General features: G+C 67.0%; 23 protein-coding genes. 3 read left to right on the top strand and 20 right to left on the bottom strand.

Annotated elements, in window-relative coordinates; genetic code table 11:
* Nucleotides 1-112: 112 nt before the first annotated feature.
* From WS91_RS05760 to WS91_RS05730, 7 genes are all read right to left on the bottom strand, one after another.
* On the bottom strand, nucleotides 113-415 hold the full coding sequence (locus tag WS91_RS05760; RefSeq protein WP_226377236.1) for a DMT family transporter: 303 nt from the start codon (nucleotides 413-415) through the stop codon (nucleotides 113-115).
* Nucleotides 416-790: 375 nt separating this feature from the next.
* Nucleotides 791-1,363 (bottom strand): polyhydroxyalkanoate synthesis repressor PhaR, encoded by a 573-nt coding sequence (gene phaR, locus WS91_RS05755; protein WP_059669911.1) that lies wholly within the window; start codon nucleotides 1,361-1,363, stop codon nucleotides 791-793.
* A gap of 136 nt (nucleotides 1,364-1,499) precedes the next feature.
* A complete protein-coding gene (locus tag WS91_RS05750; RefSeq protein ID WP_038749229.1) occupies nucleotides 1,500-2,240 on the bottom strand; it encodes a 3-ketoacyl-ACP reductase in 741 nt (246 codons plus the stop codon).
* A gap of 125 nt (nucleotides 2,241-2,365) precedes the next feature.
* Nucleotides 2,366-3,547, bottom strand: a complete 1,182-nt coding sequence (locus WS91_RS05745) for an acetyl-CoA C-acetyltransferase (protein ID WP_059580869.1) — start codon at nucleotides 3,545-3,547, stop codon at nucleotides 2,366-2,368.
* Between the two features lie 96 nt (nucleotides 3,548-3,643).
* Nucleotides 3,644-5,536: a class I poly(R)-hydroxyalkanoic acid synthase gene (gene phaC, locus WS91_RS05740; RefSeq protein ID WP_082758097.1), complete on the bottom strand. Its 1,893-nt coding sequence runs from the start codon at nucleotides 5,534-5,536 to the stop codon at nucleotides 3,644-3,646.
* A 442-nt stretch (nucleotides 5,537-5,978) separates the two neighbouring features.
* Nucleotides 5,979-6,836: a peptidoglycan editing factor PgeF gene (gene pgeF / locus WS91_RS05735; RefSeq protein ID WP_059669909.1), complete on the bottom strand. Its 858-nt coding sequence runs from the start codon at nucleotides 6,834-6,836 to the stop codon at nucleotides 5,979-5,981.
* Nucleotides 6,837-6,842: 6 nt separating this feature from the next.
* Nucleotides 6,843-8,030 carry an RluA family pseudouridine synthase gene (locus WS91_RS05730; protein WP_059580862.1) on the bottom strand — a complete coding sequence of 396 codons (1,188 nt, stop codon included), beginning with the start codon at nucleotides 8,028-8,030 and terminating at the stop codon, nucleotides 6,843-6,845.
* Nucleotides 8,031-8,083: 53 nt separating this feature from the next.
* Between WS91_RS05730 and WS91_RS05725 the strand changes: the two genes are divergently transcribed.
* Nucleotides 8,084-8,908 carry an outer membrane protein assembly factor BamD gene (locus WS91_RS05725; protein ID WP_038749213.1) on the top strand — a complete coding sequence of 275 codons (825 nt, stop codon included), beginning with the start codon at nucleotides 8,084-8,086 and terminating at the stop codon, nucleotides 8,906-8,908.
* Nucleotides 8,909-9,110: 202 nt separating this feature from the next.
* On the opposite strand, the gene WS91_RS05720 is transcribed toward WS91_RS05725, so the two are convergent.
* The 3 genes from WS91_RS05720 to WS91_RS05710 all read right to left on the bottom strand — a co-directional run bounded on the left by WS91_RS05720 (nucleotide 9,111) and on the right by WS91_RS05710 (nucleotide 12,503).
* Nucleotides 9,111-11,369: an ATP-dependent DNA helicase gene (locus WS91_RS05720; RefSeq protein ID WP_059669908.1), complete on the bottom strand. Its 2,259-nt coding sequence runs from the start codon at nucleotides 11,367-11,369 to the stop codon at nucleotides 9,111-9,113.
* Between the two features lie 59 nt (nucleotides 11,370-11,428).
* A complete protein-coding gene (locus WS91_RS05715; RefSeq protein WP_038749262.1) occupies nucleotides 11,429-11,644 on the bottom strand; it encodes a YdcH family protein in 216 nt (71 codons plus the stop codon).
* A 109-nt stretch (nucleotides 11,645-11,753) separates the two neighbouring features.
* Nucleotides 11,754-12,503, bottom strand: a complete 750-nt coding sequence (locus WS91_RS05710; RefSeq protein ID WP_059580854.1) for a hypothetical protein — start codon at nucleotides 12,501-12,503, stop codon at nucleotides 11,754-11,756.
* Between the two features lie 140 nt (nucleotides 12,504-12,643).
* On the opposite strand from WS91_RS05710, the gene WS91_RS05705 reads away from it, so the two are divergent.
* Nucleotides 12,644-14,977, top strand: coding sequence for a Tex family protein (locus tag WS91_RS05705; protein ID WP_038749205.1), 2,334 nt, complete (start codon nucleotides 12,644-12,646; stop codon nucleotides 14,975-14,977).
* Nucleotides 14,978-15,313: 336 nt separating this feature from the next.
* On the opposite strand, the gene WS91_RS05700 is transcribed toward WS91_RS05705, so the two are convergent.
* The gene (locus WS91_RS05700) at nucleotides 15,314-17,206 is read right to left on the bottom strand and encodes a potassium transporter Kup (protein WP_059580846.1); all 1,893 of its coding nucleotides are present in this window, start codon (nucleotides 17,204-17,206) and stop codon (nucleotides 15,314-15,316) included.
* Here WS91_RS05700 and WS91_RS32195 point away from each other — a divergent pair.
* Complete coding sequence (locus tag WS91_RS32195; RefSeq protein ID WP_081989631.1) at nucleotides 17,171-17,365, top strand: hypothetical protein; 195 nt, start codon at nucleotides 17,171-17,173, stop codon at nucleotides 17,363-17,365. The two genes, WS91_RS05700 and WS91_RS32195, sit on opposite strands and share 36 nt — an antisense overlap.
* Before the next feature lie 127 nt (nucleotides 17,366-17,492).
* Here WS91_RS32195 and WS91_RS05695 read toward each other — a convergent pair whose 3' ends face one another.
* The 9 genes from WS91_RS05695 to der all read right to left on the bottom strand — a co-directional run bounded on the left by WS91_RS05695 (nucleotide 17,493) and on the right by der (nucleotide 26,324).
* Nucleotides 17,493-18,086 carry a phosphoribosyltransferase gene (locus WS91_RS05695; protein ID WP_038749199.1) on the bottom strand — a complete coding sequence of 198 codons (594 nt, stop codon included), beginning with the start codon at nucleotides 18,084-18,086 and terminating at the stop codon, nucleotides 17,493-17,495.
* 6 nt (nucleotides 18,087-18,092) lie between these two features.
* Nucleotides 18,093-19,439 carry an adenylosuccinate synthase gene (locus WS91_RS05690; protein WP_038749196.1) on the bottom strand — a complete coding sequence of 449 codons (1,347 nt, stop codon included), beginning with the start codon at nucleotides 19,437-19,439 and terminating at the stop codon, nucleotides 18,093-18,095.
* A gap of 124 nt (nucleotides 19,440-19,563) precedes the next feature.
* Complete coding sequence (locus WS91_RS05685; protein WP_038749194.1) at nucleotides 19,564-20,712, bottom strand: ATP phosphoribosyltransferase regulatory subunit; 1,149 nt, start codon at nucleotides 20,710-20,712, stop codon at nucleotides 19,564-19,566.
* Between the two features lie 122 nt (nucleotides 20,713-20,834).
* On the bottom strand, nucleotides 20,835-21,026 hold the full coding sequence (locus tag WS91_RS05680; protein ID WP_059580839.1) for a DUF2065 domain-containing protein: 192 nt from the start codon (nucleotides 21,024-21,026) through the stop codon (nucleotides 20,835-20,837).
* A gap of 24 nt (nucleotides 21,027-21,050) precedes the next feature.
* Nucleotides 21,051-21,950 carry a protease modulator HflC gene (gene hflC / locus WS91_RS05675; protein WP_059580836.1) on the bottom strand — a complete coding sequence of 300 codons (900 nt, stop codon included), beginning with the start codon at nucleotides 21,948-21,950 and terminating at the stop codon, nucleotides 21,051-21,053.
* Between the two features lie 15 nt (nucleotides 21,951-21,965).
* Nucleotides 21,966-23,297: an FtsH protease activity modulator HflK gene (gene hflK / locus WS91_RS05670; protein WP_059669907.1), complete on the bottom strand. Its 1,332-nt coding sequence runs from the start codon at nucleotides 23,295-23,297 to the stop codon at nucleotides 21,966-21,968.
* 81 nt (nucleotides 23,298-23,378) lie between these two features.
* Nucleotides 23,379-24,542, bottom strand: a complete 1,164-nt coding sequence (gene hflX, locus WS91_RS05665; RefSeq protein WP_186448584.1) for a GTPase HflX — start codon at nucleotides 24,540-24,542, stop codon at nucleotides 23,379-23,381.
* A 71-nt stretch (nucleotides 24,543-24,613) separates the two neighbouring features.
* Nucleotides 24,614-24,853 carry an RNA chaperone Hfq gene (gene hfq / locus WS91_RS05660; protein ID WP_004192796.1) on the bottom strand — a complete coding sequence of 80 codons (240 nt, stop codon included), beginning with the start codon at nucleotides 24,851-24,853 and terminating at the stop codon, nucleotides 24,614-24,616.
* A gap of 133 nt (nucleotides 24,854-24,986) precedes the next feature.
* Nucleotides 24,987-26,324: a ribosome biogenesis GTPase Der gene (gene der, locus WS91_RS05655; RefSeq protein ID WP_059642931.1), complete on the bottom strand. Its 1,338-nt coding sequence runs from the start codon at nucleotides 26,322-26,324 to the stop codon at nucleotides 24,987-24,989.
* Nucleotides 26,325-26,412: the final 88 nt, after the last annotated feature.

The following is a 26,412-nucleotide window of genomic DNA, read 5'->3' as shown; positions in this document are numbered from 1 at the left end:
CTTCACGGACGCGCACCCGGCGCCCGGCGCGCCGCATCTCGCGCTCCGATCGGCCGTTTCCGCGCTCGCGCCGCCTGCGGCAGGCCGCCCGCCGCGCCGCTTCGGAGCGGCGTCACGACGGCACTTTCTGACTCAAATTCAGAAGCACCACGCCGGCCACGATGAAAGTCATGCCGGACCATTTCGCGAGCGACGCACCCTCGTCGAAAATCGCGATGCCGACCAACGCCGTCCCCGCGCCGGCCCAGACCGCATACGCGATGCCGATCTCGAGCTGCTTGGTGGCGAGCCCCATCAGCCAGATCGCCGCCGCGTAGCATGCGCCCATCGCAATCGTAAACGGCAGACGCGCGAGGCCCGCCGACAGCTTCAGGAAAATGGTGCCGCACACTTCGGACAAGATGGACAGAACCAGCAGGTGCCACGGGCTCGCGAGCGTTCACCGGCAATCAGGACGAGTCCCTGCGAAGAGAAACCAACAGGCTTCGCGCAGCGACGCACACGGCCCGGCACCCGGCGCCAATGCCGCCGCCCGTGACGCCGATGCATACGTCCCCAAAAAGAAACGACGCCTCGCAGGCGCCATTTCTTTTTTACGCGATCGCGATGTCCGTTCGATGACGCGCGCCAAGCCGCAAGCTCGGCGGCCACGCGCGCCCTGGACGCACTCAGCCGACCTTGCGCCGACGCCCCCCCCAAGCCGCTCCGCGGCCGACGACGCGCCGATCGCCGCGACCGAGCCGTGCGCCCCCGCCGCAATCGCGTTCGATCGCTGCGACAAACGCCGCGCTTACTTCTTCTCGGGCTCGCTGCCCGGCGGCGTCGCCGGCTTGAACGGGAACGAGCTGAACATCGTCTTCGCCCGGTTCTGCATCTGCTCCTGCATTTGCACGAACATGTTCTTCGACTGCTCGATGTAGCTCGTCATCATTCCTTGCATCATCGGCGCCTGCATGTTCATGAACTGCGACCAGACCTCGGGATTCATCGCATTGTTCTCGTACAGGCTCTTCGACTGATCGGCGAGCTTGCTCTGGATGTCGATGAACGCCTGGATGTTCTTCTCCAGGTACGTGCCCATCATCCCCTGCATCGCATGTCCGTAGAACCGGATGATCTGCGACAGCATCGACGACGAGAACATCGGCACGCCGCCGCTTTCCTCTTCGAGGATGATCTGCAGCAGGATGCTGCGGGTCAGGTCTTCGTTGCTCTTCGCATCGATGACCTTGAAATCCTCCTGGCCGAGCACGAGCTGCTTCACGTCGGTCAACGTAATGTACGTGCTCGTCTCCGTATCGTACAAACGGCGGTTCGGATACTTCTTGATCAGCCGTTCGCCAGTTTTCTTTGTAGTAGTCATGTAACGCCTTTGAGCGCCTGATGCGCGCAGTGACGGCGCCCGGCGCCGCACGCGGGCGCGGCCGCGCGCGGAACCGGGCGTTCCCGGAACATCCGACCCATGGGCCCGGACGGCACATGCCGCCCGGCTCCATGGCTCAGCCCATATGCAAGCCGCCGTTCAGCGAGAAATCGGCGCCCGTCGCGAAACCGGACTCCTCCGACGCGAGCCACGCGACGATCGAGCCGATCTCGTCGGGCGAGCCGAGACGGCGCACCGGAATCGTCGCGACGATCTTCTCGAGCACGTCCGGGCGGATCGCCTTCACCATGTCCGTGCCGATATAGCCCGGCGACACCGTGTTGACCGTCACGCCCTTCGTCGCGACTTCCTGCGCGAGCGACATCGTGAAGCCGTGAATGCCCGCCTTCGCGGTCGAGTAGTTCGTCTGGCCGAACTGCCCTTTCTGGCCGTTCACCGACGAGATGTTGATGATGCGCCCCCAGCCGCGCTCGACCATCCCGTCGATCACCTGCTTCGTGACGTTGAAGAGGCTCGTCAGGTTCGTGTCGATCACGGCCGTCCAGTCTTCGCGCGTCATCTTGCGGAACACGACGTCGCGCGTGATGCCCGCGTTGTTGACGAGCACGTCGACCTCGCCGATCTCGGCCTTCACCTTGTCGAACGCCAGCTTCGTCGAATCCCAGTCGCCGACGTTGCCTTCGGACGCATAGAAATCGAAGCCGAGCGCCTTCTGGTCCTCGAGCCACTTCACGCGGCGCGGCGAATTCGGGCCGCAGCCCGCGGCCACCTTGAAGCCGTCCTTGTGCAGACGCTGGCAGATGCTCGTGCCGATGCCGCCCATTCCGCCCGTTACGTAAGCAATTCGCTGAGACATAACCTTTACTCCATTATCGTTTTGAGAAGCGCCGAGCGGCAACTTCTCCGTCGCCCGCCTGCCGATCCGCCTGTTCTCCGAGCCGCACCTGTCGGCGCGGCCCGGCCGATTGCCTCTGATTCGCGTTACGGACGCTCGAGCGCGAGCGCGACGCCCATCCCGCCGCCGATGCAAAGCGACGCGAGGCCGCGTTTCGCATCGCGCTTTTGCATTTCGTGCAGCAACGTGACGAGAATCCGGCAGCCCGACGCGCCGATCGGATGGCCGATCGCGATCGCGCCGCCGTTCACGTTGACCTTCGACGTGTCCCAGCCCATCTGCTTATGGACCGCGAGCGCCTGCGCGGCGAACGCCTCGTTGATCTCCAGCAGATCGAGGTCGCCGACCGACCAGCCCGCGCGCTCGAGACAGCGGCGCGACGCCGGCACGGGGCCCATGCCCATCACGCTCGGATCGACGCCCGCGTTCGCGTACGCCTTGATCCGCGCGAGCGGCGCAAGGCCCAGCGACTCCGCCTTCTTCGCCGACATCACGAGCACCGCGGCCGCGCCGTCGTTGATGCCGGACGCGTTCGCGGCCGTCACCGTGCCGTCCTTCGTGAACGCGGGCTTGAGCGTCGCGAGCGACTCGGCCGTCACGCCGTGGCGCACGAATTCGTCGGTCGCGAAGCGAAGCGGCTCGCCCTTTCTCTGCGGAATCTCGATCGGCACGATCTCGTCGTCGAAACGGCCCGCCTTCTGCGCGGCTTCCGCCTTGTTCTGCGACAGCGCGGCGAACTGGTCCTGCTGCTCGCGCGTGATGCCGTGCTCCTTCGCGACGTTCTCCGCCGTGACGCCCATGTGGTACTTGTTGTAGACGTCCCACAGGCCATCGACGATCATGCTGTCGACGAGCTTCGCATCGCCCATCCGGAAGCCGTCGCGCGAGCCCGGCAGCACGTGCGGCGCGGCGCTCATGTTCTCCTGGCCGCCCGCGACGACGATCTCCGCGTCGCCCGCGACGATCGCGTTCGCGGCAAGCATCACGGCCTTCAGGCCCGAGCCGCACACCTTGTTGATCGTCATGCCGGGCACCGCGGTCGGCAGGCCCGCCGCGATCAGCGCCTGGCGCGCCGGATTCTGGCCCGAGCCCGCCGTCAGCACCTGGCCCAGGATCACTTCGCCGACCTGCTCGGGCTTCACGCCCGCGCGCTCGAGCACCGCGCGGATCACGGTCGCGCCGAGCTCCGGCGCGGCGATCTTCGCGAGCGAGCCGCCGAACTTGCCGACCGCGGTGCGCGCGGCCGATACGATCACTACGTCAGTCATTTCACTATCCTCCGAGCGAACGCGGCACGACGCGCCGCGTGTCGCCCTGTTAAAAGTCGGTAGCGACGGAAAGCGTGCTCCGCCTTCCGCCGTTCGTCAATCGCGTTGCATCACATAGCGGCCGGGCGCGGGCTCGATCACAGGGAAGTGCGCGGAGCCGAGCTGCGCGCGCGGCTTCACCTTGCGGCCGCCGTACTGATCGAGCCACTCGATCCACACGGGCCACCAGCTGCCCGGATGTTCGGTCGCCGCGTCGAGCCAGTCGTTCGCCGATTCCGGCAGCGCCTTCGCGCTTGCGTCGTAGCTCCAGTAGCTGCGCTTCTTTTTCGCGGGCGGGTTGATCACGCCCGCGATGTGGCCCGACGCGCCGAGCACGAACTTGAGCGGGCCCGTGAGCAGCGACGTCGATTCGTACGCGGTCTGCCACGGCACGATGTGATCCTCGCGCGAGCCGTAGATGAACGTCGGCACGTCGATCCTCGACAGATCGACGGGCTCGCCGCACACGACGAGCGCGTCCGGCTCGCGCAGCTTGTTCTCGAGATAGGTGTTTCGCAAGTACCACGCGTACATCGGGCCCGGCAAGCTCGTCGAATCGCTGTTCCAGTAGAGCAGATCGAACGGCGCCGGCGTGCGTCCCTTCAGGTAGTTGTCGACGACGTAGTTCCAGACGAGATCGTTCGGCCGCAGGAACGAGAACGTGTTCGCGAACTCGACGCCGCGCATGAGCCCCGGCGGCGTGCCGTTCTTGCCGCCGATCGTTTGCTCGCGCATTTGCACGTGCGCTTCGTCGACGAACACGTCGAGGATGCCCGTGTCGGAGAAGTCGAGCATCGCGGTGAGGAGCGTCATCGACGCGGCCGGATGCTCGCCGCGCGAGGCGAGCACCGCGAGCGCCGTCGCCAGCATCGTGCCGCCGACGCAGAAGCCGAGCGTGTTGATCTGCTCGCGCCCGCTCACCTGCTGGACGGCGTCGATCGCGGCGAGGAGCCCCTCGTCCATGTAGTCGTCCCAGCTCTTGTGCGCGACCGATGCGTCCGCGTTGCGCCACGACACCAGGAAAACCTGATGGCCGCACGACAGCGCATGCGCGACGAGCGAATTCTCAGGCTGCAGATCGAGGATGTAGAACTTGTTGATGCAAGGCGGCACGATGAGAAGCGGCCGCTCGAAGACGGTCGCCGTCGTCGGCTTGTACTGGATCAGCTGGATCAGATCGTTCTCGTAGACGACCGCGCCTTCCGTCACCGCGAGATTCTTGCCGACGACGAACTGAGTTTCGTCCGTCTGCGAGATCTTGCCTCGCTGCATGTCGGCGAGCAGGTTCTTCATCCCGAGCCGCAGGCTCTCGCCTTGCGTCTCGACGAGATTCTTCTGCGCTTCAGGATTGAGCGCGAGGAAGTTGCTCGGCGCCGCGGCGGCCGTCCATTGCTGGACCGCGAAGCGGATTCGCTCGCGCGTCTTCGGATCGGTCTCGAGCGCGTCGGCGAGCTCTTGCAGATAGCGCGCGTTCAGCAGATACCATGCGGCTGCGAACGCATGCGCGGGCGACGCCTTCCACGCGTCCGAGCTGAAACGCCGGTCCTTGAGATCGGGAACGGTCGGCGTCGCGGCCGTCGCCTGCTGGATCAGCGCGAGACTATCGCGCGAATAGTCGGCCTGAAGCGTCTGCAGCCGCGCGGGCGGCACCGACGCGACGGGCGCGAGCCCCGCGAAAGATGCGGACGCGCCCGACCAGTCCGGCATCGGCGGCATCTGCGGCATGGCCGGCATCGCGAACGGGAACGGCTGAGACGGCTGGAACGCCGCGAACGGCGGCTGTGCGGGCGCGCCGCCGGCGGCCGCGCGGGCCGGGTCCGCGAAGCTGCGCCACGCGCCGATCCAGGACTCGAACATCTGTTGCATGGGCTGGGTCGCCGATCCGGCTGTCTCGCGACCCTGGGAAGTATCCGTATGAGAGGACGTCGACGATTTTTTCGATGCTGTCATACCTGCCTTAACGGTGGTTCCTCGGTGGTTCCTCGGTGGTTCCTCGGTGTTTCCTCGGTATTGCCTGCGGGGACCCTGGAAATCCTGCTCGAGCCGCATGAAGTCGACCACCCACTGCGCCCCGTCCGGCCGGGCGTCGCGTTCCGGAGCGTTCCTCCAGATTCTGCCGCAGTGCAGTAGTTTTATCATTATCGTTTTCCCCATGTGATCCGTCACCTCCGACAACACATGCTTCACCGACCGGAATAATTGTTGCGAAACGCGCGATGCGATGCGCGGCGCGGCGCGGATGCCAGTCCGAATCGGCCGGCGAGAGTCTAAGCGATTTCGATGACAGCAATCGCACGAAGCAGCGCAGCAATCGGCGCCCGGCGGCACGGCGAAAATATCGCTCCCGCTCGTTCCCGATCGTCAACAAAGGGCCGCGCGCAACCGGCGGCCGTCAATCGGCGAGCCAGATCATCGCGGCCATTCGTCCCGTCGCGCGATCGCGTCGATACGAATAGAAGCGCTCACGCTCGGTCGCCGTGCACGCGGCGCCGCCGCTCACGCGCGTGACGCCCGCGCGCGCGAGGCGCAGACGCGCGAGCGCGTAGAGATCCGCCAGATATTTGCCGGGCGCGTCCGCGCGCGGCGCGAATGCGCGCTCGGTCGCCGCGTAATCGGCGAGCGGCGCCGCGTCGAGAAAGGCCGAGCGCACGTCGGCGCCGACTTCGAAAGCGCTCGGGCCGATCGCCGGGCCGAGATACGCGTGCAGGCCGTCGAGGCCGCCGCCCGCCAGTGCCGCAACGCGCTCGGCCGTCTTCTCGACGATCCCCCCGACGAGTCCGCGCCAGCCCGCATGCGCGGCGCCGACCGCCCGGCCCGCGTCGTCGCACAGCAGCACCGGCAAGCAATCGGCGACCATCACGACGCAAACGGCGCCCGGCGCCGTCGCAACGCTCGCGTCCGCGCGCACGACGCGCTCGGCTTCGCCCTCGCCCGCGCCGCCCGCGCTCGCGGCGAGCACGTCCTCGGCGCGCACGACGTCCGTGCCGTGGACCTGCTCGAGCCACGCGGCGCGCGACCGGCCGGTCAGCGCGAGCAGCCGCGCGCGGTTCATCTCGACATGCGCGGGATCGTCGCCCGTGTGCCGGCCGAGATTCATCCCGCCCGCGACCTCGCCGCCGCCGCCCCAACCACCATAAGGCGGCTCGCTCACGCCGCCGTTGCGCGTCGAGACGAGCGCTCGCACGCGCGGGGGCGCGTGCCAGTCGGGTTGCACGCAATCGGCGAGCGTCAGGGGTCGCAACATCGTCATCGGGAATCAATCCTCATCGTCGCCGGCATGCGGGATGCCGTCATCGTAACCTTCGTCATAGACCGCGTCGTCGTCGCCGAATTCCGCGTCGTCCGCGCCGAAGCCGAGCGCGTCGACGAGCGCCGCGAGATCGGCCGGCAGCGGCGCGCGCCATTGCATCGTCCGGCCGCTCGCGGGATGCACGAGGCCGAGCCGCCAAGCGTGCAGCGCCTGCCGCGCGAAGCCGCCCGGCAGCGGCGCGACCGAGCGCTTGCCGCGCGCGCGGCCGTACACGGGATCGCCGAGGAGCGGATGCCCGACGTGCGCGCAATGCACGCGGATCTGGTGCGTGCGCCCGGTCTCGAGATCGCAATGGATCGCCGACACCGGCTGGCGCTCCCACATCGTCGTGTCGACCGTACGGAAATGCGTGCGCGCCGGCTTGCCCGCCGCCCCCGTGACGACCGCCATCCGCGTGCGTTCGCGCGGGTCGCGGCCGATCGGCGCGTCGATCGTGCCCTCGTCGGGCATCTGCCCCCACGCGAGCGCGAAATAGCGGCGCTTCACCGTGCGCGCCTGCAATTGGCGGATCAGGTCGGTCTGCGCGGCGAGCGTGCGCGCGACGACCATCAGGCCCGACGTTTCCTTGTCGAGCCGGTGCACGATGCCCGCGCGCGGCAGGCCCGCCGCATCGGCATAGCGGTGCAGCAGGCCGTTGAGCAGCGTGCCGCTCCAGTTGCCGGCGGCCGGATGCACGACGAGCCCGGCCGGCTTGTCTACGACGACGAGCGTGTCGTCCTCGTAGACGATCGAAAGCGGCACCGGCTCCGGCGCGAACGCGAGTTGCTCGGGCAGCAGGTCGGGCAAGAGCTCGATCGTCGCGCCGAGCGGCACGGGCTGCCGGATCTTCGCGTGCGCGCCGTCGACGCGCACGCGCTCCGATTCGATCCACTGCTGCAGGCGGCTGCGCGAAAACTCGGGGAAGAGCTGCGCGAGCGCCTTGTCGAGGCGCTCGCCCGCGAGCGCGGGCGGCACCTCGATCACGCGCGGCGCATCGGCGCCGGAATCGGCGCTCGCGGGCGCGACGAGCGCGTCGCTCGTCAGATCATCGTCGAGCGAATCGCCGGCAGAAGCATCGGCGGGGCTGACGCTTGGGCTATAATCGTCGCGGTTTGACTTGCCCGCACGGGCATTCAACGAACTTGAACGGGTCATTTAGACTGGGTCACTTGAGACTTGAAGCTAGGACAATGCGAGCCCTATTCACCATGATGCATTCGACCAAACGCGTCGCGAAACCTGCGGCCGCCTGGGCCGCGCTGGCCGCTGCGGCGGCGCTCGTCGCGGGCTGCCACGGCTTGCCGCAGAAGACCGACGAGACGGCGACCTGGTCGAACAACAAATTATACTCAGAGGCTCAGGATGCATTGACGGGCGGCGACTGGGGCAAGTGCGCGAAATACTTCGAAGCGCTGCAGGGCCGCGATCCGTTCGGCCATTTCGCGCAGCAGGCGCAGATCAACGTCGCGTACTGCAACTGGAAGGACAACGAAGCAGCCGCGGCCGACCAGGCAATCGACCGCTTCATCCAGCTGCACCCGGATCACCCGGATATCGCGTACGCGTACTATCTGAAGGGGATGATCCACTTCAACGACGACCTCGGTCTCTTCGGCCGCTTCTCCGGCCAGGACATGAGCGAGCGCGATCCGCAGGCGCTGCGCGAATCGTATGACGCATTCAAGCTCGTCGTCGACCGCTATCCGAAGAGCAAGTATGCGCCGGACGCAGCCGCGCGGATGCGCTACATCGTCAACGCGCTCGCGTCGCACGAAGTGCACGCGGCCGATTACTACTACCGGCGCGGCGCTTACGTCGCGGCGATCAACCGCGCGCAACTCGCGATCAGGGAATACAAGAACGCGCCCGCGATCGAGGATGCGCTGCACATCATGATGCTGTCGTACGCGAAGCTGAACCAGACGCAGCTCGCCGACGACACGAAGCGCGTGCTCGCGTCGACGTTCCCGGACAGCCCGTACGTGACCGGTCATGCTCGGCCGGGCGCGAAGAAATCGTGGTGGCAGTTCTGAGCTGAGCGTCGCGCATTACGCAGCTGACCGCAGTTGACGGACGCTGCCAAAAGAAAACCCGGCCTGTCGAGCCGGGTTTTCTTTTTTTGAGGCGTTCTCGCGCGTTTAGCACACGCCGCGAGCAGCGCGGCGCGGCCGCACTGCTCGCCGATCGCCCCGCACATCCCGTGCCGCCGCCGCAAACGGCGCGCGTGCGGCGTGCTCAAGCCTGCTCGGGCTCGCGCCGCTCGGCGAAGAACTCGCGGACGACGTCGATCTCGCGCGTGCGCTTGAAGGGCGGCAGGCTCTGCCAGATGCGCCGGCCGTACGGCTTGTCGACGAGGCGCGTGTCGCAGATCATCAGCACGCCGCGATCCGTCTCCGCACGAATCAAGCGGCCCGCGCCCTGCTTCAGCGTGATGACGGCCTGCGGCAGTTGGTGGGCGGCGAACGGGCTCAATCCCTTTTTCGTCAGCGCGTCGAGCCGCGCGGCGAGCACCGGATCGTCGGGCGGCGCGAACGGCAGCTTGTCGATCACGACGAGCGACAGCGCGTCGCCGCGCACGTCGACGCCTTCCCAGAAGCTCTGGCTGCCGACGAGAATCGCATTGCCGTACGCGCGGAACCGGTCGAGCAGCTCGGTGCGGCTTGCGTCGCCCTGCACGAGGAGCGGCGTGCCCCAGCCGCGCGCGTCGATCGTATCGCGCAGCTTCGTCGCGATCCGGTCGACCGCGCGCAGCGTCGTGCACAGCACGAACACACCGCCGCCCGACGCCTCGATCGCCGGCAGCGCGGCGTCGAACACCGCGTCGGTGAACGCGGGCGACGACGGCTGCGGCAAGTTCCGCGGCACGTACAGGAGCCCTTGCGTTTGATAGTCGAACGGGCTCGGCAGCGTCATCGAGCGGCGCGCGTTGAGGCCCATCTGCGCCGCGTAATGCGTGAAATCGCCACGCACCGACAGCGTCGCCGACGTGAAGATCCACGCGCGCGGCACGCCCGCGCGCTGTTTCGCGAAGATCGGCGCGACGGACAGCGGCGTTTCGTGCAACTGGACCGTGTGCGCGAATACCTCGACCCAGCGCACCTTCTCGTTCGGATCGCCGTGCTCGCCCGCCTGAGCTCCGGCTTGCGCATCGGCTGCGTCCTCCTTCGCGCCGGGCGCGACCCAGCCCGCGAGCAGATCCTGCAGCTCGCGCGCGCGGCGCTCGCATGCGGCGATCGACTCGGCGCGCTCCGCTTGTCCCGCGAGCGCGGTCGACAGCGCGCCGAGCGCCGCGTCGAGCGCGTCGAGCGCGCCAAAGAGCGGATGGCCGTCACCCAGCTGCGCGAGCGACATCCGCACGATGCCGTCGTCGGCGAACACAAGCCGCAAGTCGCGCGCCGCACGCTCGAGCGCGCCGCCGAGCTTCACCCATTCCACCGCGTCACGCGCATGCGCAAGACCTTCGACCACCGAGTCGCGCGCGAGCTCGAGCAGCTGCGTCGTCGACAGCGTCTCGCCGAAAAAGAGCGTCGCGGTCTCGGGCAGTTGATGCGCCTCGTCGAAGATGATCGTGTTCGCGCTCGGCAGCAACTCGGCCATCCCGGTGTCGCGCAGCATGATGTCCGCGAAGAACAGGTGGTGATTGACGACGACGACGTCCGCCTGCTGCGCCTCGCGGCGCGCCTGCATCACGAAGCAATCCTTGTAATGCGGGCATTCCTGGCCGAGGCAGTTGTCGCGCGTCGACGTGACCATCGACCACACGGACGACGTCTCCGGCACGCTCGCGAGCTCGGCCTTGTCGCCGCTCTTCGTGATCTTCGCGAAGCGGATGATGTCCTGCAGGTAAGCGGTGTCCTGCCGCGACGGCAGGCGGCCGTTGTCGGCCGTGCGCTGCAGGTAGTAATGGCACAGATAGTTTGCGCGCCCCTTGAGCATCGCGACCGTCACGGGCACCGCGAGCGCATCGCGCACCGTCGGGATGTCGCGCAGGAACAGCTGATCCTGCAAGTGCTTCGTGCCCGTCGACACGATGACCTTGCCGCCCCAGAGCATCGCCGGGACGAGGTATGCATAGGTCTTGCCGGTGCCCGTGCCCGCCTCGACGATCAGCGTGTTGTCGCCGTTGTCGGCACCTTCGCCGTCGGGCAATGCGGCGGGCGCGTCGTCGCGGCCGGCGGAAGCGCCCTCCTGCAGGCGTCGCGCGGGACGCTTGCGCGTCTCGAAGATCTCGGGCTCCGGCATCAGCTTACCCGACGCCTCCATCGCGGCCGCGACGGCGCGCGCCATGTCGATCTGCGACGCGCGCGGACGATAGCTGTCGAGCGCGCGCGCGAAGAGGCCGCCGTCGCCGAAGATCGCGTCGAGCTCGTCGATACGCTTCACGCTCGGCGTATACGCCGCGCCCGTCGCCGCCACGGCGCCGGACGTGCGGGCGCGCGCGGCGGACGATTCGTCGCGCCGCGCGTCGGGATTGACATCAAGCGGTGAATTCAAGGCAAGCGGTTCCTAGTATCCGGCGCTTGCCGCGGCGCCGGCGCTTGCCAGGCCGCGCGTCAAGCGCGCTTATCCGGTTCGAGCTGCGACTGCAGCATGATGATCTTGTCTTTGGCGAGCAGCTTTTCCTTCTTCAGCCGGTGCAGCGCCAGGTCGTCGATGTCGGACCGGCCCTCCTTCTGCTCGATCTCGCGGGCAAGCTGCCTGTGCAGCTCCTGCAACGACGTCAGTCGGTTGTACAGTTCCTGTTGAGTTTCCGCCGAACGGGTTTGCATACTCGCCTCCTCACTGAATCGGCATGCCGGCCGAGCCGCCCGCATGCCCGAGATTGCCTTGCGAAACCACCACCCAACGCTACCGCGTCACTACCCCTGCTGCTAACCGTTACTGCTGCTGTTGTTGCTTCTGCTTCGCCTTCTCGGCGGCCTGTCGCTGGCGCTCCTCGACGTCCGCCTTGTGCTGCGCCGCGTCACGCTGCTTCTGTTCGTAGCGCTCGGCGTTCCCCGCACGCTGCTGCGCATCCTTCGCCGCCTGCGCGTGCGCCGCGTCGAGCTTGCGCTGAAACTCGGCCTGCTTCGCATCGTAGGCCTTCTGGTTCGCCGCGCGCTGCGGCGCCTGCGCGTCGCGCTCCGCGCGCTTCAGCGCGTTTTGCTGCTGCTTGCCTTCATAAGCCGCCGCATTCGCCGCTTCGTCGGCCGCGCGCTGCGGCGCTTGCGCCTGCCGCTGCGCATCCTTGAGCGCCAGTTGCCGGTCGCGCTCCTGCGCGCGCACCGCACGCTGTTCGTCGTCGAGCGCGAGCTGCTCCTGGCTGATGCTCGCGCGCTCCGCGCGCACCGTCTCGCGCGCCTTGTTCAAGCAGCGATTGACGAAAAACGCGCTGTAGCAATCGTGCTGGGCCACCGCATAACGATAATCGTTTTCCGTCGTGCGTTGATTGAGCACTTTTTGACGCGCGTCGAAATTCGCTTGCGCGGCGAACGTATCCGCATCGGACGCAGCGGCGGCCGGCGCCGCTGCGGACGTCTGCGCGACGCCGGCGACGGGCGCGCAGGACAGCGTCGCCGCAAGCGCCACGGCGAACGCGACAATGGAAAATCGGGAAGTAGGCAACGTCGTAGGAAAGCTGCGGATCATGGGCCAAATTCTAACACCCGCGGCTAGACCCTTTCGCATTTATGGCAAAATGCCCCGCTCCATTCACCCGCCAGGGCCGGCCCGAGGGCGCAGTCGGCCGGACCGGGCGATTTCAGCAGGCAGTAGACGCACATCACGACATGACGGAAACCGTAGCACTCAAGATCGTACAGCGCATCGCCGACGAACTGGCGGTTCAGCCCAGGCAGGTCGCCGCAGCGGTGCAACTCCTCGACGAAGGCTCCACCGTTCCGTTCATCGCCCGCTACCGGAAGGAGGTCACGGGCAACCTGGACGACACGCAACTGCGCCAGCTCGAAGAGCGCCTCCTGTATCTGCGCGAGCTCGAAGAGCGGCGCGCGACGATCGTCGCGAGCATCGACGAGCAAGGCAAGCTGACCGACGAGCTGCGCGCGGCGATCGAGGCGGCCGACAGCAAGCAAACGCTCGAGGATCTGTACCTGCCGTACAAGCCGAAGCGCCGCACGCGCGCGCAGATCGCCCGCGAAGCCGGGCTCGAGCCGCTCGCGCAGGCGCTCCTCGCGAATCCTCTGCTCGATCCGCAAACGGAAGCCGCCGCGTACGTGAACGCGGACAACGGCGTCGCCGACGTGAAGGCGGCGCTCGACGGCGCGCGCGACATCCTGTCCGAGCAATTCGGCGAGACGGCGGAACTGCTCGGCAAGCTGCGCGACTACCTGTTCGAGCGCGGCGTCGTGTCGTCGGCCGTCGTCGAGGGCAAGGAAGGCGAGGAAGGCGAGAAATTCCGCGACTACTACGACTACTCGGAAACCATCAAGACCGTGCCGTCGCACCGTGCGCTCGCGCTGTTCCGCGGCCGCAACGCCGGCGTGCTGACCGTCAAGCTCGGCCTCGGCGACGAGCTCGACGCGCAGGTGCCGCACCCCGGCGAGGCGATGATCGCGCGCCATTTCGGCATCGCGAACCAGAACCGGCCGGCCGACAAGTGGCTGTCCGACGTGTGCCGCTGGTGCTGGCGCGTGAAGGTGCAGCCGCACATCGAGACCGAGCTGCTCACGCAACTGCGCGAGAACGCCGAGCATGAAGCGATCCGCGTGTTCGCACGCAACCTGAAGGATCTGCTGCTCGCCGCGCCCGCGGGCCCGAAGGCCGTGATCGGTCTCGACCCGGGTCTGCGCACGGGCGTGAAGGTCGCGGTCGTCGATCGCACGGGCAAGCTGCTCGCGACCGACACGATCTACCCGCACGAGCCGCGCCGCGACTGGGACGGCTCGATCGCGAAGCTCGCGCGCATCGCCGCGCACACGCAGGCCGAGCTCGTCAGCATCGGCAACGGCACCGCGTCGCGCGAGACCGACAAGCTCGCGAGCGAGCTGATCGCACGGCATCCGGAGCTCAAGCTGCAGAAGATCGTCGTGTCCGAGGCGGGCGCGTCCGTCTACTCGGCATCGGAGCTGGCCGCGAAGGAATTCCCCGAGCTCGACGTGTCGCTGCGCGGCGCCGTGTCGATCGCGCGCCGGCTGCAGGACCCGCTCGCCGAGCTCGTGAAGATCGAGCCGAAGGCGATCGGCGTCGGCCAATACCAGCACGACGTGAACCAGCGCGAGCTCGCGCGTTCGCTCGACGCGGTCGTCGAGGACTGCGTGAACGCGGTCGGCGTCGATGCGAACACCGCGTCGGCCGCGCTGCTTGCGCGCGTGTCGGGCCTCAATGCGACGCTTGCGCGCAACATCGTCGACTACCGCGACGCGAACGGCCCGTTCCCGTCGCGCGAGCACCTGCGCCGCGTGCCGCGCCTCGGCGACAAGACATTCGAGCAGGCCGCCGGCTTCCTGCGGATCAACGGCGGCGAGAATCCGCTCGACCGCTCGTCGGTGCACCCGGAAGCGTACCCCGTCGTCGAGCGGATGCTCGCGAAGATCAGCAAGCGCATCGACGACGTGCTCGGCAGCCGCGAAGCGCTCGCGGGCCTGTCGCCCGCCGAATTCGTCGACGACCGTTTCGGGCTGCCGACCGTGCGCGACATTCTGTCCGAACTCGAGAAGCCGGGCCGCGATCCGCGCCCCGAATTCAAGACCGCGACGTTCCGCGAAGGCGTCGAGAAGGTGTCGGATCTCGCGCCGGGCATGGTGCTCGAAGGCGTCGTGACGAACGTCGCGGCGTTCGGCGCGTTCGTCGACGTCGGCGTGCATCAGGACGGCCTCGTCCACGTGTCCGCGATGTCGACGAAATTCGTCAAGGACCCTCACGAAGTCGTGAAGGCGGGCCAGGTCGTCAAGGTGAAGGTGCTCGATGTCGACGTGAAGCGGCAGCGGATTTCGCTCACGATGCGCCTCGACGACGACGCGGCGCCTAGCGCCGCCGGCAGCCGCGGCGGCGCGGAGCGCGGCGGAATGCGCAGTGGCGGCGGCGCCCGCCCGCAGCGCACGCGCGAGCCGGAACCGGCGGGCGCGATGGCCGCCGCGTTCGCAAAACTCAAGCAGCAGCGTTGAGCGCGACGCGCCGGCAACGAAAAAGCCCGCAGCGATGCGGGCTTTTTTTACGCCCGCGGCGTCGCGCGGCCCCCGCGACCATTCACGGCAGCCGGCTCGCGCGACCGACGTCCGCTCGCGGGTTTCGGCTTCCGAAAAGCGAACGCAATCCGGTTTCCGGCGGCGACTCTCGTTCGCCGCCTCGTTCGCGCCAGGGTCGGTTGTCGATCATTCGAAAGTCGACGGCACGATACGCAGCAAATCTGGAGCAGACCGGCGCACACGCCGCACAGCGATGCACATAGCCTGCGGGCCGCGCCGTTGCCGAAGAACGACGGACGCGGCCCGCGTCGTCGCTCAGATCTCGATCTTCGTGCCGAGCTCGACGACGCGGTTCGCCGGAATCGAGAAGAAATCGGTGGGCTTCGCGGCGTTCTGATGCATCCATGCGAACACGCGTTCGCGCCAGATCGACATGCCCGGCAGATGGGTCGGCACGACCGTTTCGCGCGCGAGGAAGAACGACGTGTCCATCAACTCGAACGTGATGCCGCGCTGACGCGCCACTTCCTCGAGCGTCGCCTTCACGTCCGGCGTTTCGTTGAAGCCGTACTCCGCCTTGACGATGTAGAGCCCTTCGCCCGCGTCGTGGATCGTCACTCGTTCGTCATCCCTCACGTACGGAATGTCGCGCGTGACGAACGTGAGGAAAATGGTTCGCTCGTGCAGCACCTTGTTGTGCTTCAGGTTGTGCAGGAGGCTCACCGGCACGAGCGTGTCGTTGCCCGTCAGATAGATCGCGGTGCCCGACACGCGGTGCGGCGGATGCGCGAGCAGGCCCTGCAGGAACGGCGCGAGCGGAATGCCGTCGGCTGCCGTGCGCTCCTTGACGAGGTGACGCCCCTTGTACCAGGTCGTCAGCAGGAAGAACAGCAGCGCGCCGATGCCGAGCGGCAGCCAGCCGCCCTGCTCGACCTTCAGCAGGTTCGCGCCGAAGAAGCCGAGATCGACGACGAGAAACACGCCGATGATCGCCGCGACGAGCAGCTTGTTCCAGTTCCAGACCTTCACCATCACGACGGCGGCGAGGATCGTCGTGATCACCATCGTCGCCGTCACCGCGATGCCGTACGCGGCCGCAAGGTTGTCGGAGCTCTTGAAGCCGATCACGATGCAGAGGATCACGAACAACAGCAGCCAGTTGACGACGGGCACGTAGATCTGGCCGATCGCGAGCTCCGACGTGTGCAGGATCTTCATCCGCGGCACGTAGCCGAGCTGGATCGCCTGGCTCGTCAGCGAGTACGCGCCCGAGATCACCGCCTGCGACGCGATGACGGTGGCGACCGTCGACAGCACGACGAGCGGCAGCGCCGCCCATTGCGGCGCGAGCAGGAAAAACGGATTCTCGATCGCCTTCGGATCGAGGAGCAGCAGCGCGCCCTGGCCGAAGTAATTGAGCACGAGCGACGGCATCACGAGCACGTATGCGGCGAGCCGGATCGGCTTCGCGCCGAAGTGGCCCATGTCCGCATAAAGCGCCTCCGCCCCCGTCAGCACGAGCACGACGGAGCCGAGCACCACGTACGCGAGCAGCACGTGCTCGGACATGAACGAGAACGCGTAGTACGGGTTGATCGCCGAGACGATCATCGGCGCGCGCGCGATATGGTAGACGCCGAGCACGGCGATCGTGACGAACCAGAGCACCATGATCGGGCCGAACAGCTTGCCGACCGTCGCGGTGCCATGCCGCTGTATCCAGAACAGCGCGATCAGGATCACGATCGTGATCGGCAGCACGAGGTGCGTCAGTTGCGGCGCCGCGACCTCGAGGCCCTCGACCGCCGACATCACCGAGATCGCCGGCGTGATCACCGCGTCGCCGTAGAACATGCATGCGCCGAATATGCCGAGCGCCATCATCAGGCCGGTGACGCGCGACTTCGGATTCAGCGGCCGCAGCGACAGCGCCATCAGCGCGAGCACGCCGCCTTCGCCGTTGTTGTCGGCGCGCATCACGAACAGCACGTACTTGATGCCGACGACGAGGATGATCGCCCAGAACAGGAGCGAGATCACTCCGAGGATCGAACTTTGCGTGAGAGGAATGCCGTGGGCCGGACTGAACGCTTCCTTGAGCGAGTACAGCGGGCTCGTGCCGATGTCGCCGAAAACCACGCCGATTGCTGCGATTGCGAGCGATTGCAGCGAATGCTGGCGCATGGACGAGTGATTCGTGTCGGTCATAAAAGCGATATAAATCCGTGCTGGGATCGGAAAAACGAGCGCTATTCTAACTGGGCACGCAAAAATGCCGCCCACTGGTGTTGTCAGCACACCACTTGCTGCGGCGCGCCAAGTGTAGCATGGGGTCGTGACGCATCCTGCCGCGACGGGGCGTCATGATAGCCGGGCGAAGACGGCGCGCCTACCCTCGCCGCGCGATTCTTCGGATACCGTAAAGAGGATGTAAAAAGACGGAACAAAAAACGGCGCCGTCGAGGCGCCGTTTTCGATGCTGCGCCGGACGCGCTTACGCGTCGGACGCTTCGTCGCGCTGCATGTTGCCGCGCTTGATCCATGCCGCGAGATTGTGCGGACGCACCGTATCCCATTCCTCGAACGGCTGGTGAATCCACGGATTCGTCGGCAGGTACTGAACGTGGTAATCGGGCTTCACCTTCGAGCAGCCCTTGTACCAGAGCACGGCCGAACGCACGGCCGTCACGGCCGGATAGCGCTCCTTCAGATGCTGCTGAACGCGCGCGAGCGTCACGCCCGAGTCGACGAGATCGTCGACGAGCAGCACGTTGCCCGACAGATCGCCGCGCGTCATCGTGATGTACTGCGCGATGTCGAGATCGCCCTGCTGCGTGCCCGCCGCCTCGCGGTACGAACTCGTCGCGAGGATCGCGAGCGGCAGATCGTAGATGCGCGAAAGCTGATCGCCGACGCGCAGGCCGCCGCGCGCGAGGCAGAGGATCTTGTCGAACTTCCAGCCCGATTCGTGGACGGCGAGCGCGAGCATCTCGATCAGCCGGTGGTATTCGTCCCAGCCGACCCAGAGGTTCTTGTCGTCGTTGCGCGGATCGGACATCGTCAGCGCATGCATGAGATTCTGCGTCATCTACGCTTACACCTTGAACGGATGGCGCAGCAGGATCGTCTCGTCGCGATCCGGGCCCGTGGACACCATGTCGATCGGCACGCCGGCCACTTCCTGCACGCGCGTGAGGTACGCACGCGCGCTCGCGGGCAGCGCATCCCACGAGTTGATGCCGACCGTGCTCTCCTTCCAGCCGCCGAACGTCTCGTAGACGGGCTCGCAGCGCGCGACTTCGGCCGCGCCGCGCGGCAGCAGGTCGACGTCTTCGCCATCGATCTTGTAGCCGACGCACAGCTTCACTTCTTCGAGGCCGTCGAGCACGTCGAGCTTCGTCATGCAAAGGCCCGACACGCCGTTGATCTGGATCGAGCGGCGCAGCGCGGCCGCGTCGAGCCAGCCGGTGCGGCGCGGACGGCCCGTGACGGAGCCGAATTCCTTGCCGACGTTCGCGAGCGTGATGCCGATCTGATCCTGGCGGCTCGGATTATCCGCGTCGTACAGTTCGCTCGGGAACGGGCCCGAACCGACGCGCGTGCAATACGCCTTCGTGATGCCGAGGATGTAGTTGAGCTTCTGCGGGCCGACGCCCGCGCCCGCCGCCGCCGCGCCCGCGACGCAGTTGCTCGACGTGACGAACGGATAGGTGCCGTGATCGATGTCGAGCAGCGTGCCCTGCGCGCCTTCGAACAGCAGGTTGCGGCCCGCGTGGTTCTCTTCGTACAGGCGGCGCGACACGTCCGCGACCATCGGCTTCAGACGATCCGCGTAGCCGAGCATCGTGTCGAGCGTCGCCTGGAAATCGACGGCCGCGCCGCCGAGATACTGGGTCAGCACGAAGTTGTGGAAATCGAGATTCTCGCGCAGGCGATCGGCGAACGTTCTCGCATCGAACAGATCCTGCACGCGCAGCGCACGGCGGCCGACCTTGTCTTCGTATGCGGGGCCGATGCCGCGGCCCGTCGTGCCGATCTTGCCCGCGCCGCGCCGCGCCTCACGCGCCTGGTCGATCGCGACGTGGTACGGCAGGATCAGCGTCGTCGCCTCGGAGATGAAGAGCCGCTCGCGAACGGACAGGCCCGCCTCTTCCAGCTCGCCGATCTCCTTGAAGAGCGCCTCGGGCGACAACACGACGCCGTTGCCGATGTAGCAGGCGACGCCTTCACGCATGATGCCCGACGGAATGAGGCGCAAGATGGTCTTCTTGCCGCCGATGATGAGGGTGTGGCCTGCGTTGTGGCCGCCCTGGAAACGCACGACGCCCTGAGCGTGGTCCGTCAGCCAGTCGACGATCTTGCCTTTGCCTTCATCACCCCATTGAGTCCCCACGACGACGACGTTGCGCCCGGGGGTCACGTTCACTGCGCTGGCAGACATGTTGATTCGATAGCTGGTTAAAAACGTATTCTACCTAGGTTCGCCGCCGGTTCCGAATTTTTCCGTTTCGCTTCAACGACATTGCACTCTAGAAACGCGCCGGAAGCCCGGCGGCGCGGCGCGTTCAGCGTGGCTCGACCACCCACGCGCCGCCTCGCTCGACGAGCGCGCGATCGCACGCGAACTCGTCGAGCACGTGATCGTGCCCCGGCAGCGCCTGGATCACGACCTCGCCCGCGTCGCGCAGCGCGCCGACTGCCGCGCGCAGCGCGTCATCGTGCTTCCACGGCGCGAGAATCGCGGCGCCGCGCGCCTCGATCGGCGAAATCCGCGCGATTTCGCGCAAGTCGAGCGAAAAGCCCGTCGCCGGACGCGCGCGGCCGTACGCCTGGCCGACGTGGTCGTAGCGGCCCCCGTGCGCGACCGCGTTCGGCACGCCGTCGACGTATGCGGCGAACATCGCGCCGCTGTGGTACGCGTAGCCGCGCAAATCGGCGAGATCGATCGCGACCTCGGCGTCCTTCACCTGCGCGGCGAGGCGCGCGAGATCGTCGAGCGCGCGCGCGATCTCGGGCAGCGCCGGCAACCGACGGCGCGCCTCGTCGAGCACCGACGCGTCGCCGTACAGGCGCGGCAGCGCGCGCAGTGCGGCGCGCGTATCGGCGCCGAGATCGTCGGTCAGCTCGTTCAGGCGCGGCACGTCCTTGCCGGCGAGCGCGTCGTAAAGCGCCTCGCCGCGCTCGGCCGCGACCGCGTCGCGCGCGAAGAGCGCGGCCAGCACGCCCGCATGGCAGAGGTCGAGCCGGATTTTCTTCAGACCAGTCAGATGCAGCGCATCGAGCATCAACTGCTGGATCTCCTCGTCGGCCTCGAGGCCCGCGTGCCCGTAGATTTCAGCGCCGATCTGCAATTGCTCGCGGCTCGCGTGCAGCCCGCGCGGACGCGTGTGCAGCACGGGGCCCGCATAGCAGAGGCGCGTCACGCCCTGGCGGTTCAGCAAGTGCGCGTCGATGCGCGCAACCTGCGGCGTCATGTCCGCGCGCAGACCGAGCGTGCGGCCCGACACCTGATCGACGAGCTTGAACGTGCGCAGGCGCAGCTCGTTGCCGCCGCTCGTCAGCAGCGACTCCAGATACTCGAGGAGCGGCGGCATGACCATTTCGTAGCCGTACGAACGAAAGCGGTCGAGCAGCCTGCGGCGCAGCTCCTCGATCTTGCGCGCCTCCGACGGCAGCACGTCGGCAATATTCTCGGGAAGTAACCAGGTCGACATCGTTGCGGTCCTACGACAGGAAACACGGCGCGCACTGAACGCGCGCCTCGGATTGAAATCGGGTCGGCGCCCGGCGTCCCGGCGCATGGCCGGGAAACGCCGAAGGGGCGCGCGCGGCCGGCTCAGGTGACGAGCAGAAGCAGCGCAAGCCCGAGCGCCATCACGATGAACCCGCCGATCCGGATATGGTGCGCGGGCCGCTCCGCTATTCTACGAAACGTGTCGCGCCACGCGCTCGGAAACACGAACGGAAAGGCGCCCTCGATGATGAGCATCAGCGCGAGAGCAAGCAGTAACGAACCAGCGAAATCCATGCGGACGACGACGCCCCTTGCACATCAACGGTTGCGGGGAGCGGCAGCGGGTGCCGCGGCGCCGCCCGTCGGGCTGCGCATGAAGCGGAAGAACTCGCTGTCCGGATCGACGACGATCACGTCGTTCGGCTTGAAGCTGTTCCGATAAGCCTGCAGGCTCGCGTAGAACTGGTAGAACTGCGGATCGCGCCCGAACGCATCGGCGGCAATCGACGCGGCCTTCGCGTCGCCCTCGCCCTTGATCGACTGCGCCGACTTGTAACCTTCCGCGAGGATCGTTTGCTGCTGACGCGCCGCGTCCGCCTTGATCTCCTCCGCCTGCGCCGCGCCTTCCGCGCGCTCCCGCTCGGCCTCGCGCTGCAGCTCGGCCGTCATCCGCTGATACGCGCCGTCCGCCTGCGCGGCGGGCAAGTCGACGCGCGTGAGCTGCACGTCGACGATGTCGATGCCGAGCGGCGCCGCGTCGGCCTGCAGCGAGCGCCTCGCCTCGTCGGCGATCGCGCGCTGGCTGCCGAGCGCATCGTCGAGCTCGCGCTTCGCGAACGCGGCGCCGAGCGCGCCCCTGACGGCCGTCGACAGGCGTTCGGCCTCGCTGCGCGGCGCACCGCCCGTCGCCTTGTAGTACTTGAGCGCGTCGGCGATCCGGTATTTGACGACGGGGCTCACGAGCACGTCGCTCTTGTCCTTCGTCGTCAGCGTTTGCGGATCGGCCGAGTCGAGCGTCTGCACGCGGACATCGACGAGCGTCGCCGTCTGCAGCGGCTGCGGCAGCTTGAAATGGAGGCCGGGGCCGGCGAGCGTCGACGCGCCGCCGTCGCGCGACGACAGCACGGCCGCGTGGCGCGGATCGACGACGAGCACCGTCGACGCAGCCACCAGCGCGACGACGACGATCGCTACGACGAGCGCAATGATTCGGTTCATATGATGCGCTCCTCGTTACTGCAGATCGTCGGTGCGCGAACGGCTGCGAAACCCCTCGCGCGAGCGCAGCGAATCGCTGCCGGACGCCGGATTCGCGGCGGCGGGCGCCGATGCGTGCGACGCGCCGGCGACGGCCGCAGCCGACGCCGGCGCGGAAAATGCGGGGGCGAACGCCTGGGCGCCGCTCGCGGGTGCCGCGGCGGCGGCGCTCGCCGCCTCTGCCGCGCGCTGGCGGCCCGCCTCGACGATCTTGTCGAGCGGCAGATAAAGCACGCTGTTGCCCGCCTTGTTGCCGACGTACACCTTTGTCGTGTTCGAATAGATCTCCTGCATCGTCTCGAGGTACATCCGCTCGCGAATCACCGCGGGCGCCTTCGAGTACTGCGCGTAGACCTGCTTGAAGCGCTCCGCGTCGCCCTCCGCCTGCGCGACGACGCGCTCGGCGTACGACTTCGCGTCGTCGACCATCTTCGCCGCGTCGCCCTGCGCGCGCGGCAGCAACTCGCTTGCGTACGCCTGCGCGGCGTTCTTCGCGGCCTCGCCGTCCTGACGCGCCTTCGCGATGTCGTCGACGGCCGCCTGCACCTGCTCGGGCGGCGAGACGCTCTGCACGGTCACGCCCGTCACGACGAGGCCCGTGCGATAGCCGTCGAGATCGCGCTGGATTGCTTTCGCGAGCGCATCGCGCAGTGCGTCGCGATCCAGCGCGAGCACGTCGTCCGCGCTCTTCGCGCCGACGATCTCGCGCACCGCCGCCTGCGCCGCCTGCGACACGCTGCGCTCGGGATCGGCGGCGCGAAACAGGTAGTCGGTCGCGGAGCCGACTCGATATTGAACGGCAAAGCGCACGTCGACGATGCCCCCGTCGCGCGTGAGCATCGATGCGTCCTTCACGTTCGCGAGCCGCACCACGTTGTTGCGGCCGATCTCGATCGAGCGCACCTGCGCGGTGTCGACGATCTCGTGCGATTCGAACGGATACGGCAGGCGCCAGTGCACGCCGTCACCGACCGTGCCCTTGTATTCGCCGAAGCGCAGCACGACGCCCGTCTGGCCGTCCTGGACGATGAAGATGCCGCTGCCGAGATAGATCGCGATCAAGACGCCCGCGACGATGCCGACGCCGACGCGCGCGGCGCGCCCGTTGTCCGGGCGAAGGCCATTGTTGCCGCCGCCCTTGCCGCCGAGCCAGCCGTTCAGGCGGCGGTTGAAATTCCGCCACATCTCGTCGAGATCCGGGGGGCCGTCGTCGCGCCCGTTCGGGCGCTTCGATTCGTTCGCGCGCGGCTTGTCGCCGTTGCCGCCGCGTCCCCAGCGGGGATCGTTGATCGACAGCAAGGCGCGCATACGCCGCCAGGTACTCCGCTCGTTGTAGTCGTTCACCTGTGTTTGTTCACCAGATTGGAGCAACTAGACCGGCCGCAGCCGTCAGCGCCCGTGTTCGGAAACCGGGTGGTCTTCGTGTGGTAGCGCCGGCGCGCCGTCGAGCGGCACGGCGCCGACAAGATGTTCCGCGGTGGCGATCTCGGCAATGGCGGCACGCAGCGAGTCCAGACCCTGGCCCGTGCGCGCGCTCAAAAAGACGCGCGAGATATTACCATATTCGTCCCGCTCGACCGCGCCCCCGCGGGCCGCGAGCTCGGGCACCGCGTCGATCTTGTTGAACACGAGAATCTGACGGATAGAATCCGCCCCGATTTCGTGCAGCACCTCGTTGACCTGCTCGATCTGCTCGAGCCGCACCGCGCTCGACGCATCGACGACGTGCAGCAGCAGATCCGCGTGGATCGTTTCCTCGAGCGTCGCGCGAAACGCCGCGACGAGCTGGTGCGGCAGCTCGCGAATGAAGCCGACGGTGTCGGACACGACGATCTGCCCGACCTCGTCGCCGAGATACACGCGCCGCGACGTCGTGTCGAGCGTCGCGAACAGCTGATCCGCCGCGTATGCCTGCGCTTTCGTGAGCGCATTGAAGAGCGTCGACTTGCCCGCGTTCGTGTAGCCGACGAGCGACACCGACATCGTGCCGCTACGCACCCGCTGCCGGCGCTGCGTGTGATGCTGACGGCGCAGCTTGTCGAGCCGCGACTTCAGCATCTTGATGCGCTCGCCGATCAGGCGGCGGTCGGTTTCGAGCTGCGTTTCGCCGGGACCGCGCAGGCCGATCCCCCCCTTTTGCCGCTCGAGGTGGGTCCAGGCCCGAATCAGTCGGGTCGCAAGATATTGCAGCTGCGCGAGCTCCACCTGCAGCTTGCCTTCGTGGCTGCGCGCGCGCTGGGCGAAAATATCGAGAATGAGGCTCGTGCGATCGACAACGCGCCGATTAAGCATCCGTTCCAGGTTGCGTTGCTGCGCGGGAGCGAGCGCGTGATTGAAGATGACGATTTCGACGTCGTTCGCTTCGCAGGCAAGCCGCAGTTCCTCGGCTTTGCCGCTGCCGACGAACATGGCGGCGTCGGGGCTCGCACGGCGGCCCGTCAGCGTGACGGCGGGATGGGCGCCCGCGCTGGAGGCGAGCAGGCTGAGTTCTTCGAGACTGGCTTCGAAATCGGTCTTGCCGAAATCGATGCCTACTAACGCTGCGTTGATCAAATTATCGGAAGTCAAGATTGGGCGGCTGGCATCGGATGCCGACGGCGACGCGAGCCAGCCGCGGCAATGGGTTAGGACGCTGCTTCCGCATCCGGGTGGAAGTTCACCGGACGCGCCGGCACGACCGTCGAAATGGCGTGCTTGTAAACCATTTGAGTAACCGTGTTCCTGAGCAACACGACGTACTGGTCGAACGATTCGATGTTCCCTTGGAGCTTGATGCCGTTGACGAGATAAATCGAAACCGGTACATGCTCTTTACGCAGTGCGTTCAAAAACGGGTCTTGTAACAATTGCCCTTTGTTGCTCATGGCGTACTCCATCTTTTTTGCAGGTTGATCTAAATTGGGGCGAAGAAAAAGAGATCCGCCGCCAATCGCTACACTATAGCCGATTTTGTCCGCCCCGCCCGGCTCTGCCGTCCGGCCGACGCGGCTGCCTCGCTCAGCCCTTGTCGGCGTAAGGATTGGTCGACGAGCGGAACTCTATGCGCAATGGAGTGCCCGTCAGCGAGAAAGTTTCTCGGAAACGATTCTCGAGATAGCGCTTGTACGTCTCGGTCACGGCGTCGAGCGCATTGCCGTGGATCACGATGATGGGCGGGTTCTGTCCGCCCTGGTGTGCATAGCGCAGCTTCGGCCGCACCGGGCCGCGGCGGCGCGGCTGCTGGAACTCGACCGCCTCGATCAGCGCGCGCGTGAGCTTCGGTGTCGGCAGCTTCTTCATCGCGGCCGCGTATGCGTCGTCGACCGAGCGCATCAGCGCTCCGATGCCCGTCTTCTCCGCAGCCGAAATGAAATGGAACTTCGCGAATTCGAGGAATTTCAGCTTGCGCGCGAGATCGGCCTTCGTGCGCTCGCGCACGTGCGAATCGAGCCCGTCCCACTTGTTCACGCCGACGACGAGCGCGCGCCCCTGCTCGACGACGAAGCCCGCGATGTGCGCGTCCTGATCGGAAATGTCCTGCTGCGCATCGAGCAGAAGAATCACGACGTTCGCGTCGGAGATCGACTGCAGCGTCTTCACGACCGAGAACTTCTCGATCGCCTCGAACACCTTGCCGCGGCGGCGCAGGCCCGCCGTGTCGATCAGCGTGTACTGCTTGCCGTTGCGCTCGAAATCGACATAGATCGAATCGCGCGTCGTGCCCGGCATGTCGAACGCGATCACGCGATCTTCGCCGATCAGCGTGTTGACGAGCGTCGACTTGCCGACGTTCGGCCGGCCGACGATCGCGATCTTGACGCCGCGCGCGGCCGCGTCCTCTTCGCTCTCTTCCGGCTGGCCCGCGTACGCGACCTCGAGCGCCTCGTTGATCATGTCGGTCACGCCGTCGCCGTGCGCGGCCGAAATCGCGCGCGGGTCGCCCAGGCCGAGCTCGTAGAAATCCGACGCGACCGCCGTGTATTTCATCCCCTCGGCCTTGTTGACGACGAGGAAGATCGGCCGTCCGGTCTTGCGCAGGTAGTCGGCGATCGACTTGTCCTGCGGCGCGAGGCCGTTGCGGCCGTCGACGATGAACACGACGACGTCCGCCTCCTCGACCGCCTGGCGCGTCTGCCGCGCCATCTCGTGCAGGATGCCGTCCTTCGCGACGGGCTCGAAGCCGCCCGTGTCGACGACGAGATACGGCCGCGCGCCGACCCGCCCCTCGCCGTAGTGGCGATCGCGCGTCAAGCCGGGCAGATCGGCGACCAGCGCATCGCGCGAACGCGTGAGCCGGTTGAACAGCGTGGATTTCCCCACATTGGGGCGCCCAACGAGGGCAATGACCGGTTTCATCTGATTGATGTCGTCTACGTGAAACGCAGCGGCGATGAGCCCGCATTCGGCAGGCGGCTGCGCTTGATGGAAATTAGCACGAATTCGC

This window comes from Burkholderia sp. MSMB1498, assembly GCF_001526245.1.
Taxonomy (GTDB): domain Bacteria; phylum Pseudomonadota; class Gammaproteobacteria; order Burkholderiales; family Burkholderiaceae; genus Burkholderia; species Burkholderia savannae.
The sequence above is the reverse complement of the archived record's forward strand: the minus strand, read 5'-3'. Positions and strand labels throughout refer to the sequence as shown.